General features: G+C 58.6%; 15 protein-coding genes and 2 pseudogenes. 2 read left to right on the top strand and 15 right to left on the bottom strand.

The window, feature by feature from the left end; translation table 11 throughout:
• Positions 1-572: 572 nt before the first annotated feature.
• From NKH43_RS34545 to NKH43_RS34485, 13 genes are all read right to left on the bottom strand, one after another.
• Positions 573-848, bottom strand: coding sequence for a hypothetical protein (locus tag NKH43_RS34545; RefSeq protein ID WP_156948355.1), 276 nt, complete (start codon positions 846-848; stop codon positions 573-575).
• A complete protein-coding gene (locus tag NKH43_RS34540; RefSeq protein ID WP_084643140.1) occupies positions 742-960 on the bottom strand; it encodes an HK97 family phage prohead protease in 219 nt (72 codons plus the stop codon). Before NKH43_RS34540 ends, NKH43_RS34545 begins: the two co-directional genes overlap by 107 nt.
• Before the next feature lie 15 nt (positions 961-975).
• Positions 976-1,236: a hypothetical protein gene (locus NKH43_RS34535; protein WP_352622602.1), complete on the bottom strand. Its 261-nt coding sequence runs from the start codon at positions 1,234-1,236 to the stop codon at positions 976-978.
• A 15-nt stretch (positions 1,237-1,251) separates the two neighbouring features.
• Positions 1,252-1,620 carry a hypothetical protein gene (locus NKH43_RS34530; RefSeq protein WP_156948351.1) on the bottom strand — a complete coding sequence of 123 codons (369 nt, stop codon included), beginning with the start codon at positions 1,618-1,620 and terminating at the stop codon, positions 1,252-1,254.
• Positions 1,621-1,644: 24 nt separating this feature from the next.
• On the bottom strand, positions 1,645-2,256 hold the full coding sequence (locus NKH43_RS34525) for a hypothetical protein (RefSeq protein WP_156948349.1): 612 nt from the start codon (positions 2,254-2,256) through the stop codon (positions 1,645-1,647).
• Between the two features lie 292 nt (positions 2,257-2,548).
• A complete protein-coding gene (locus tag NKH43_RS34520; protein ID WP_023722865.1) occupies positions 2,549-3,178 on the bottom strand; it encodes a hypothetical protein in 630 nt (209 codons plus the stop codon).
• 70 nt (positions 3,179-3,248) lie between these two features.
• Positions 3,249-3,428 (bottom strand): hypothetical protein, encoded by a 180-nt coding sequence (locus NKH43_RS34515; protein ID WP_031195317.1) that lies wholly within the window; start codon positions 3,426-3,428, stop codon positions 3,249-3,251.
• 350 nt (positions 3,429-3,778) lie between these two features.
• A complete protein-coding gene (locus NKH43_RS34510; protein WP_156948347.1) occupies positions 3,779-4,225 on the bottom strand; it encodes a hypothetical protein in 447 nt (148 codons plus the stop codon).
• Positions 4,226-4,301: 76 nt separating this feature from the next.
• A complete protein-coding gene (locus NKH43_RS34505; protein WP_156948345.1) occupies positions 4,302-4,529 on the bottom strand; it encodes a hypothetical protein in 228 nt (75 codons plus the stop codon).
• A 31-nt stretch (positions 4,530-4,560) separates the two neighbouring features.
• Positions 4,561-4,767, bottom strand: a complete 207-nt coding sequence (locus NKH43_RS34500) for a helix-turn-helix transcriptional regulator (RefSeq protein WP_084643138.1) — start codon at positions 4,765-4,767, stop codon at positions 4,561-4,563.
• Between the two features lie 296 nt (positions 4,768-5,063).
• Complete coding sequence (locus NKH43_RS34495) at positions 5,064-5,525, bottom strand: tyrosine-type recombinase/integrase (protein WP_051409784.1); 462 nt, start codon at positions 5,523-5,525, stop codon at positions 5,064-5,066.
• The gene (locus tag NKH43_RS34490) at positions 5,416-5,802 is read right to left on the bottom strand and encodes a phage integrase central domain-containing protein (protein WP_023722859.1); all 387 of its coding nucleotides are present in this window, start codon (positions 5,800-5,802) and stop codon (positions 5,416-5,418) included. The genes NKH43_RS34495 and NKH43_RS34490 overlap by 110 nt, the downstream gene beginning before the upstream one ends.
• A gap of 348 nt (positions 5,803-6,150) precedes the next feature.
• The gene (locus tag NKH43_RS34485; protein WP_031195313.1) at positions 6,151-6,417 is read right to left on the bottom strand and encodes a DNA -binding domain-containing protein; all 267 of its coding nucleotides are present in this window, start codon (positions 6,415-6,417) and stop codon (positions 6,151-6,153) included.
• A gap of 646 nt (positions 6,418-7,063) precedes the next feature.
• On the opposite strand from NKH43_RS34485, the gene NKH43_RS34480 reads away from it, so the two are divergent.
• Positions 7,064-7,534 carry a Ros/MucR family transcriptional regulator gene (locus tag NKH43_RS34480; protein ID WP_031195311.1) on the top strand — a complete coding sequence of 157 codons (471 nt, stop codon included), beginning with the start codon at positions 7,064-7,066 and terminating at the stop codon, positions 7,532-7,534.
• Positions 7,535-7,771: 237 nt separating this feature from the next.
• On the opposite strand, the pseudogene NKH43_RS34475 reads toward NKH43_RS34480, so the two are convergent.
• A pseudogene (locus NKH43_RS34475) lies at positions 7,772-7,971 on the bottom strand (cold-shock protein).
• Positions 7,972-9,658: 1,687 nt separating this feature from the next.
• Positions 9,659-10,087, bottom strand: a complete 429-nt coding sequence (locus NKH43_RS34470) for a DUF309 domain-containing protein (RefSeq protein WP_031195309.1) — start codon at positions 10,085-10,087, stop codon at positions 9,659-9,661.
• 587 nt (positions 10,088-10,674) lie between these two features.
• Between NKH43_RS34470 and NKH43_RS34465 the strand changes: the two are divergent.
• A pseudogene (locus NKH43_RS34465) lies at positions 10,675-10,764 on the top strand (IS6 family transposase); the annotation flags it as partial.
• Between the last annotated feature and the right edge of the window lie 83 nt (positions 10,765-10,847).

Raw genomic sequence — 10,847 nt, 5'->3', positions numbered from 1 at the left:
AAATTGGCTGCAAACCCCTCCGAAAGCTCGCCAGAACCCAAGGCAAAACCGCGCGGTAAGTGAATCGGACGCCAGCCACTTTCTTGCCGCGCGTACTTCGTTCGCATGGTTCGATTACATTAGCTTGATCTAATATACTAACCAGCCAGTCGAGCATTCCCGAACGCTCGCTGGTCAGGCCCAGCGGCCGCCCCCCTAACCCAAGCTGCTGGGCCGCCCGCTAAGGAAGTGCGTTGTATCACTGATACGGTCGTCGGTGACCGCCTCCGTACCGCGGCCGTGATCGCAACCACGTCACCGATGCCAACGCCCCGCATCGTACCACTCAAACGAATGGCCTGGATGCGTTTAGTATCCATTCTCGGGAGACCCACGCATGGGTGTCGCTTGGGAGACAAGTGACTCCCCTTTAAAGGCATCGAGATGCTACGAGCGCCGAAAAGTCAGTTCCTTAACCTAAAGATCGGGCGATTTGCCAGCGGGTTGTCGACCAGATAACCGCCGACGCTAAATGGTACAGCACTTCGATAGACGGTCAGATTCTGGCCTCGACCACGCTGAATCTCTTTCAATCAGGGGTCGTAAACGAAACGAATTTGCTGGCACATGTTGGCGCGCGGCGCCACGACTTCACTAAACTGACAGGCTAGCTCCACCCGGGCGGAAACAGCGCGTTTCAGCAAATCGTGAATTGACCTGCATCCATGGAAGCCGGTTGGCGGCACGGCAGTTGGCTGAAGATCAAGAGCTACATGGTGGAAGAATATGACTTGCTCGGCGGGTGGACCGGCCGCTGCGATATTTGCTGTCGCGGCGGCCAACACACCCAAGTGGCCGGCTGCTGTCATGCGACCACAGAGCCGCCACGTCAGGATTGTGGAGCAATGAGTTGTCGAAAGATCCGCGCGCAAACTGTTCAACGAAGAGACCCGCGATAGTCGCGGGTTGGCTCCATTGGATGGCGTAGCCCGATACTCAGCCATTCGTCAGCCTCTGCAGGCGCTTCTCCGCTTTGTCTAGCGCAATGCGGCGCGCGATGACCTTTGCGCTGTCACCACGCTTGGTGTGCTGTTTATCGCCCGGCAGTCTCACCAGACGTTGACCAGGGCGCCCCTTATCCGTGGCGGTTTCGTATTCTCGCCGTTCCATACTCACACTCCCTTGCGCACAGCCGCGCAGAACGCGCTGGAAAAATGCGAAAGATTCCCGTGCGGCCATTGAAATGACCTGATGCATCGTGAGCTTCCAAATCTATGCGCAACTGTTCCAACTCGCGAAGCGGCACCATCGCGGCCTCCAATGCGGCGGCGCGCGACAGCAGCACGGCTGCCGTATGTCGCGACGCTCCCGCAGACGTTTAGAAATGATGTCAATGGCAACCATAAGATCGCCGACCAACTTGCTCAGTTCGGCGGCACGCTGCCGTTTTCCCGTCGCCGAGTCGGGTTCATCACCAAGCAGGGCTGCAACGCTGGACGGAATGGACGGACCGCGCGCTTCGGCCAGTTCTTCACGCGGGCTCGCAAGCTCGCGATCGGCCAAACATTTTTGGGAGTTTAGGTCCTGAAGTTGCCGTTCGAGTTTTGCGAATTCCGGGTCGACATCGGTCAATTCGGGCATTACGAAAGGTCAGCTTTTGACATTTTACTGGTCTCCAAAAAGTTCATTGATGACGTCGACAAGCGCGGCGGCATTGATTTCGACAGATTTGCGATGGCGAGAGGCCTGCCAGTGACTTGGCGCGCCCGCGCTGAAGCGTCGGGTGTCGATCTGGTCGATCGGCACGACTTCCGGCCAACTATTGACTACGGTGATGATGGTCTTTGCTGCCCGTGCTTTCGCCTCTGGCGAGCCAGTTGCAGCGATCTCGGCCAGGACGTCTAGCTCTTCACCAGTTGTGGCAACACTGATAGCAAATGGCGCGCCATCAGGAACGCCTTCACGGCGCAGGGCGCGGTAATCGCGCACCGCGTCAACAACAGCACGCAAAGGCACGTCCAGCGCCGCGCCAAGCATGAGTGACGCCACGTCTTGCGGGCTGAGATCTGGAGATGTCCAAGGCGCACCGGGCGGCAGAACAGCGGCGTCCGTGAGTATGCGGGCTACCGCGCCCACGCGCCCTTCATCGAAGCCGATACGCCGCACAATGGCGGCTACGGCTTGTAGGCATATTTGATCCTTGAGTTTGGAAATTCGTGATTGCGATGGTTTAAAAAAAACACCGTCGCAGCCCTGAAGGCTGGACGGTGAGCGCACGCAGCCTGGCCGGAACGCGCGCAATAATTCCCGCCTCTGGTGCCAGATTGACGGGTTGCGCCTGACGATGACGAGGCGTAGGGCCCAAAGCGGGTGGGACGCCGAAGCGCCCCATTCGTTGCTGTTGCCCCTTTAGGTTTTTGGGGCCACGATTTGGCACACGTCCCTAAGCGGCCCTGATTCTCGGGTTGTCATTCGCCACCGCCAACTTCGCCCACTTGCCAGCCGCCAATAGCCAGCGCCTCCGCGACGGTCTGCATATCCGCCTTTAGCGCCGAAAGCCTTGCCGACCTCAGCAATTGCCGCCTGCTAAGATGACCTCGATGACAGTATCGATATTGGCCGGTGGGGTGATCGGATCGGCAGTTCCAGCCAGCCGTACGTCTCCACGACTCCTGCCCAACTTAAGCTGGCCTAGTCCGCCTATTGCACCCAGAAAGAATGCGCCAGGTGCGATCTCTGGAGGATGGAAGCTGAAGCAAGTTGCCGACGTGAATACTGCGTCGGGATGTATCCACTCCTGCGATTTTATAGAGACACCTCGCGACACCGTATCCCAGTTGCCTGCTCGTGCCGGTTCCGGTTCGGCATCGCCGAGCCGCGGTTGGGCAGACGGCAGCGCTATGCAGGCATCCAACGAACGTGGATCTGGATTCTTCCCTCTTGGCCTGCCGTCCTTTCGGCTCCGGTCGACATGCAGTCCCGCGTCAGTGGGCAGGTTGTCGTTGGCGGCCTGCGGAAGGCGCTCTCGAACGATGAGCCACAATGCGGCGGCCCCCTTCCCGTCGTGCTTTTTCAGCCAATTCCAAGCTGGCCGACCGCCACGAAAACGAATCCGTACAGCGGTGCGCTTCTCCGCCGGGTTGGCCTTCAGGAAGGCGTCTGTTGCTTCTAGTATTTCCTTGCGGGTGGTCTTTGTCATGGGTGGTCATCCCAATTCGAGAAACCGGCCAGGCCGGGTAGTCCGTTTCCGCAATGCGCGGGACGGGTAGTCAGTCGTCATCCTTTAAATCTTCGGCTTCGTCCTTGAGCTTCTGCCAGTCAGCGCCGTGCTTCCGCAATAATGTGCGCGCCTGTTTGGCCGATAGGTCCGTGACTTCGGTAAGGTGCTCTACCTCAAGTTCTGCGCCCTTCTTAACGCGGCTATCGTCGCTCTTTTTCTTCACGGCCATATCTCCGCGCTCCTCGCCCATCGATCAGAGGCAACGAGCGCTAGTGAGCATTGTTCCGGACCTGTGGAACTATCTGCCCGCCGCATTGGTTTCTCCATTGAAAGGAGGACGATCATGCTAAAATTTTTACTTGGTCTTGGCGCGCTCATGCGGTGTTCCAAATCGGCCGAGACTTACAACGACAATCCTCCTAAGTCCCGCTTCAAGATGACCTGGTTTGACGACATTGCTGATAGCCGCCCTAAGAACTTTCTCATCAAGGGCGTCTCTCTCTCTCGATGTAAATAATCCCGGCCGTGTCGGCGTCACATTCTGGAATGTTGTCGACCACAACGCACCAGCGGAGGGCCTCACTGATATCTGCAGGTTCGTTGTCGGATCGCGGCTGTAACAGTTCGCGCTTGAACGTGTAGTGGTTCCCAGGCCACGTCTTCCGGCGCAACCATGATCGATCCGCCTGTCCTGGCCATATTGCCGTAGTGAAAACTGGCCAGCCTCTCTGCGTCGCCATTGTTGATAAGGTCGAGGAACCTTTCTGCTTCAGTGTGGGTGCGGTCATTCGGCGTCGGCTCCATGAGCGCGGCAACAGCGGCGCTGGCAATTTCGGCAACAAGAGAACGAGAAAACGTGACGACGCGCCCACCATGAGCGTTCGGCGCGAAAACGGCGAAGCCGCCATCGGGTCGCTTGGACACCTTCAGATTATAGATTTTCACGGCATCATTCAGTGCTACGTCGACGCGCGCAATGACGTTGCCGCAGCCTGGCGGCTCCGGTCGGGCATCAAGGATTTTCAAGGGGAGCGGTCCAGTCTTGGAGTGCCGCCGTTGGTCGGCGGTGTTTTTTGAAGAAACGCGCGGCCCGTCAGTGTGCTCACTCTCGAGCGATGCGCATTGCTGTCATTTCAATCAATTCGCCAAGGAAGCGGATGCTGACTAAGCCCTGCGCTTCTCGATCTTTGTCTGTTCGGTCGATGGGCCACTCCTCTTGCAGTAGGTGCAAGCCGGTTGCGAACTTTTCCCTATTGAAGTCCGGAACATCCTCTATCAAGCGGATCAGAAGATGCTGCAGGAACGCCTTCTCGGTAGCCTTCCAAAGCATAAACATTTCGCAACAGTTTCGGCATTGTGGCTCATGCTGCCGCGCTCGCGGCGATATGCTTATCAATCCACTCTTCGACCTCGGCACGCATATATGCACTACGTCGTTCGGATAGCGAAACGGGCTTCGGGAACCCCCCGGCTTCGGCCATCAAAATCAATAGTGTACGAGAAAGAGACGTGGCTGCCGCCGCGTCTTTTGGTGCGATCAGGCGCGGTCGGTTGTCGTTTGCTGTCATCGGAATCCCCAGTGCAACCCGGCGCAAAAAGAGCGTGCGGAAAATCCAACGTGCGAAGGGGCACGTTCAAACTCTGAATCTTTAGAGAGGGATTCGGGTCGCCGTTAACTTAGGCGAGGTAAGCCAAGGTGAAGAACAATATGCGTTTTCGCCTGTAATGTCGATATGGTCAACGGGCTTTATTTTCACAATACTGTGCCAGTCTACCATCAAGCCGCGTCTTTTTTGCGACGCGGTGCCACGTCTGTATGCGGCTTCGGTCTTGTCCTTGAGCACATGAGCCAAGGCCGCCGCGGCTACATCGCGCGGGTAATCGGTCTATCGCCAGCCCAATCACGGAACGATGAGCGCAGACCATGCAAGGTCGCATCGCCCGCACCAGCGGCCCTAAGCGCCTTCGTCATCGCTGTGTCGCTGATTGGCCTTCCGTCGCGTCCACCTTCGAACACCAGATCGCTGGTCGACTGCTGCTGTGTAGCGCGGAGGATTGTCACGGCGCGCTCGGAAAGCGGAACCTCATGGTCGCGCGCAGCCTTCATCTTTGCGGCGGGTACCGTCCACAAGGCCGCATCAAGGTCGATCTCCGGCCACACTGCGCCGCGAACCTCACTGGAACGCGCTGCGGTCAATGCGGCGAACTCCACAGCCCTAGCTGACACGCCAGCGGCGGCTCGTAGGCGCTTGATGATGGCAGGCAGTTCCTTGTAGCCGACTGTTGCGTGATGGCCGCGCGTGAGCTTCTGTCGAGCCGGAAGCATATCCTTCAGGCCTCTCCGCCAGTCGGCAGGGTTGTCGCCGACATAAAAGCCGCCTCGCCTTCGCGTGATCCATTACTGCTGCAATGCACATGCGGAGGCGGTCAGCAGTCTCTGGTATCTTCTCCCAGATCGGCTTCAGCGTCTCGACCACGTCGTCGCGCGCGATCTCGGCGATCGGCCTCTTGTGCAGCGGCTTGGCATATTCACGCAACGTCATCGACCACTGCGCCTTGTGCTTCCCATTGCGGAAAGACTTCTCCTTCACCGCTATCTTCATCGGAAAGCGAGCCGGGAAAGTGTCTCGCTTGACGATTCGAAAGACCCGCTGTTTATAGCTTTTTCATCGGCTTCTTTCGTTATCGTTGGCGTCGGAATTGTCCTGCCTGCATGGTTGGCTTTTCATGTTGGCGGTTCGGGTTTGGTTGGCCTCGTGTTGCTGTCGTCCAGCGTGGCGGGTCTGGTGCTCGCACCGGTCGCCGCCATCTGGTCGATCGTCATGATGGAGCAAAGAACTGAGGTCTTTCAATTTGAACCTAATTCCCGCAGCCCCGACCGTGAGACCGCTCTTTTCGCGGACGCCGTAACCACATCTGAACAGGCGGAGCGTGTCGCCGCCTGTTCGCCCTCATCCGGCGAACAATTCCTTGTAACCGGTCGTCACCATCCAGTTCGCCCGATCGAGATGGCTTCGCACAGTTTTCCGGGCCCGCTCCGGCTCTTGCACCGGATCGATGCCGAGGATGACCTGCGCCATCTCCTCATAGCTTGCCTCGTCGGCACCTGCATCCAGGAGCCTCAGGTAGGTCGTGAAGTGCTGACGGTCGTAGCTGGTCAGGCTGTCAGACCAGGGCACTTCTTCTTTAAGACCTGGTTTAACGTCTGGATATTTCATCATGACATCGGGCTCCGGAAGTAAGTGATCGAAGAGCGATTGTTCTTTTCGACAGCCTAACCAAGGATGGGAAACATCGTAGCTAAGACACCATCGCGATCATGACCCGCAAGCGCCCGCTCGAGGCGATATGCGCATCTTCTGACCGGTTCGACCCAGGTGAGGGATGAATTGCAAAAAGCTCAAGACCGTGCGGCGCGCACATCGGGTTTCGCATTGTTGGCCATCAAGGTCGTTTGTGACCACAGGATTAACAGGCAAAGCTTGTGCTTGAATTACCGTGATGCTCAGCATCGGTTCAACCACCGTATTCGAGTTCGTAGCGCCTGCCGAGGGCGCGCTGGCCGGGGCGCAGGTCAAATCGAAAGTCAAGAACCGAAGACTAGCTACCGCGTCCGTGAGGGCTTCGTGAGCTGCGCAAGGACGACCTTGGGGCTTCATGGGTGGCGCAAAGCATCTTTGGCCCTTCGTTTTGCCCGGCCGACAGCGCGCAGATCAACACGCCCACGACGGCGGATGCAGCGCTATGGTCCTCGGTGCCGACGAGCATCGCGATAGTCCTGCCGGGCTGTATTTGCTTTCAGCGGCGACCGCCACTATGAAGCGACGCTTCGCCGACTGTGTTTCACGCCGCCTGGAGAGTTTCATGACAGAAGAAGCCGCAAAAAACATTGACACCCTCATCGAGCTCACCGCCGATGTCGTCTCAGCCTATGTCTCCAACAATCCGGTCCCGGTGGGGGATCTCCCTGCCCTGATCGGCCAAGTGCACGCGGCGCTGAAAGGCACGGCCGCAGGCGTCACCGCACAAAAGCCGGTTGCGCTTACGCCTGCTGTCCCAATCAGGAAGTCGGTGACACCGGACTACATCATCTCCCTTGAAGACGGCAAGAAATTCAAATCACTAAAGCGCCATCTGTCGACCCACCATGGGCTGACGCCAGATGAATATCGCGCCAAATGGGGCCTGCCGGCGGATTATCCCATGGTCGCGCCGAACTACGCCGCGGCGCGCTCGACTTTGGCCAAGACGATGGGGCTCGGCCGCAAACCGAAAGCGCCGGAAGCGCCGGAGCCGGCAGTGGCGAAGCGGACCCGCAAGAAGGTCGCAGGTTAGAATTTCGGCAATCGAGGTTCGTTCTGGAGCGCGCAACTGCCGTCGGCATTTGCGCAGAATACGAGAAGGCGGGGACAGCCCGCCTTCAACTGCAAACATTCTCGTTTCACAAGAAGCGCGTCCGCTTGCAGCAATCTGCTGCGCCGAGCCCTATTCTCGCCCGCTCTTGTCGAGCGGCCGTCAGTACATCCGGACTTGCCGCGTCCTTCCGGCTCTTGCCGGGGGGCAGGAGAAAAATCAGCCAGCTTTGCTGAGGCTGCCAGCGGAGGATTTGCCAGTGCGGCGATCCTGTTCGATCTCATAGTTGATCTGAGGGTCGAGAGGCCCGCGCGTTCGACAGCGGAAATGTGGACGAAAACATCCTGACCGCCATTGTCGGGCTGGATAAATCCAAATCCCTTGGTGCTGTTGAACCACTTCACGGTTCCAGTTGCCATGTGCGTATTCCTTGTAAAGTTTGCAACACGTTCTGGTTCGGCGATCATGCCGGGCCGTTCATAGTATAACGCAGCAAATGCGAAAGACCGGAAGGCCCGGAGCGACACGCCGTGGTAAGCGCATCGTGCAGCCAGTGGACTGGCCGCGACCAAGCGGCAGTCGCAAAGGCAGACGAAACTAACGCATCACGTGGTGAACCTTGCAATGAGGAGTCGGGGGCCGGCACCTCGTACGATCGCCATCGTCAAGAGGAGTCGGAGCGTTAATCACTGCGGCCAGCGCGGATGCGATCGATCGGGCGTGCGTTTTGCTGGGATCAGTCCAAAGGTGAGTCAGGAACAACCGCCCAAGCGATCGACGACTTCCTGCTTGATTTGATGACCCTGGTGGTTGTTGTAGAAAACACCCGCAAGAGGCTCTACAATCCGGCGAGGCAGTTGGCGCGCGTGAGATTGACCAGGATCAGGCCGTTCTAGGCTGATTAGAGCGCCCACTCTCGCGAAGAAGGGGGCCGATCTGATCATCGACAAAATCGAGCGCAGCAAAGCTGACCTGTATCCTGTGGGTGATCGCTGCTGCGATTCCTCATTCACCACCCAGCGTCTGGATCAACGACAACGAGGGCTGCGGAACAAGCCTGGTCAGCGCCACCTCTTGCGACTTCTCAACCCACACTAAGGGTTGATCGGTGGAGGAAAGCCGATGCGATGTGCACCAAGTGTAGCTTTGGGATTGCCGACCGCTTGCGGAGCGCAATCCGTGCCCGGCCACCCATGACATCCGGCATGCGGACCATCAGCAGCATAATCAGTCGCAGGTGACCGATTCAAAAAATGCATTGGACGGGTCCGATTTACACGGGAACATGCGAGCATGGACAAGGGTGGCGGCCATCTTCATTGCATTTTGAATATTTTGCGGCTTCGCGATGGGCCTAATAAAGGCGACTGCGTGGGCGATATTGTCGTTATGGCGGTCATGCTGACAGCAGGACAAGAGATCGGGAGCGTGGGCCCCGGCCTCAGCGGTTAGCCGCTTCAGTCGTGGCTTGGACGACAGCAACGTCTTGGAAAACCGTTGGAGAATGCGTGGGGGCGGGTGGACGAAAGCGTGCGATCGGCCTAGACGACATTCGCAACTCTCCTGAGTCTGCCGAGAGCCTATGAGGCAGCAGCGACCCTTTGTCGTCGAGATCAAACAGAAGCGTTGGCTCGTGAAGCGGCCACACTCAATCTGGGCCGGCATCGACTTGGCCGCCATCACGAACGATATCGCGGAAGCGAGACTGAAGGTCCGATCGCTGAAGCGCCGATTGTTCCTTGCGAAGATATCCGTTCTCGGCCCATGGCCGCCGTTGGTGAAGCAGTACCCGACGCCAAGGACTTGATCATGCCCGACGTATCGCTTCCTAAGCCGCCGACGGTTGAGGAAGCGCCGGTTCCGAAGGCATCGAACGCACCGACTGGAGGCAGACGGACCCGCAAGAAGAAGCGGTGGCAGAAAGATGTTGCTTTGCCGCGAGATGAACGATGGAAGCGGCGCCTGCCATGGGTGCTCCGCCAGCGCCGGGCTGTGCCGTAGGTCAACTGCGCCAGGATTGAAGCTGCCCTTGTCGAACTGTCCATGACAGGTCGGCAGTGCACCCAAATAACTAAGAGGCTTGAACCGTACTGTAGGGGTTGCCTATCAGACGCCCTCGGATTTAGGGGCGAGAATGAAATCGAAAACGGGCTCAGGCTGGCCAGGCATCGGCTCTCGCAAAACAGCCGGGAAAGTTGTGGCCGCTTCGGCGTGTACCGCGAGCGCGGCAGGTGTCATTCCGAGTGCGGCCTCAAAGGGCCGGCTCGGCAGAGGCGCCACCCGACGAAAAAGCGCTGCAGCTCTCGCCGCATGGCGCGCGGCAGCGACCGGCTTTCCCTCGCGGATCTTCACCCCGGCCGCCGCCAACAGGATCAATCCCTTGAACAAAAGGCGATGCTGAGTGCTTTGTTTCGCAGCGTGCCAAAGAGGCTCCCAAGCCTCATGGGCTTCCCAGTAATAACCGTGATTGAACAGGTCGATACCCCATCGGAACCCGTTTGAGCTGAGTGATTCCTCGACGGCAACAACGGTCATCGGGTCGCTTTGGTAACTGTGACCCAGCGGGTCGCGAACCGGATGCGGATGTTTGCCAGGCAGGTATGCGTAGCCCGGGAAATTCTTTTCGGGTAGCAAGCGACGACGTGACATAGACCCCAGCAATCATGAAAGCACGTCGATGACAATCATGTCATATGGAATCTGATGGACACCGCTGCATTGGCTGCTGGGTCCTTCCATCCCTGAGATTTCAGCCTCCGCCGTACACGCACGACGCCGGACGTCTTCGGTGGCAGACGCCGATAGCGCTTGACCGTCTTGAAGCCCGACTACTCGCGCACCGAAGACTGACGCTGCTTCTGCGAGCAGCAAGCCCGGTCGCAAGGCCGAAGGCGACGCCAGGGTAGTTCGGATCGATCTCTGCCCGGAGCCAGTCGCGCCGGCGTTCAACGTGAGCAGTTTGATGACGGGAACGAAGCTGGGTCTCACTGCGGAGCGGCTGCTGCTGGCGGGGATTCGCGCGCTGGTGCCTCATCGCCGCCGCGCCATCTGCTTAGCCCGCAAGCTAGGAAGCGGCGCTCAGCCGGCTAGAACGGGCGAAGTGACCAGAGCTCCGAAGCTGACGCAAGCGTACGGTCGGCAGCAAGTGGCATATGGACGAGACGTACATCAAGGTCCGCGGCCAATGGATGTATCGGCTTCATCAAGCTCTACACGCTGCGACTGCTCCCGGGCGCCCCGGCCCATCGCAAGTAGCGGAAACGGAAAGCGCCCGCCCAGGGGGGCGGGGCGCTGT

Source organism: Mesorhizobium sp. M1163 (assembly GCF_040318415.1).
Taxonomy (GTDB): domain Bacteria; phylum Pseudomonadota; class Alphaproteobacteria; order Rhizobiales; family Rhizobiaceae; genus Mesorhizobium.
The sequence above is the reverse complement of the archived record's forward strand: the minus strand, read 5'-3'. Positions and strand labels throughout refer to the sequence as shown.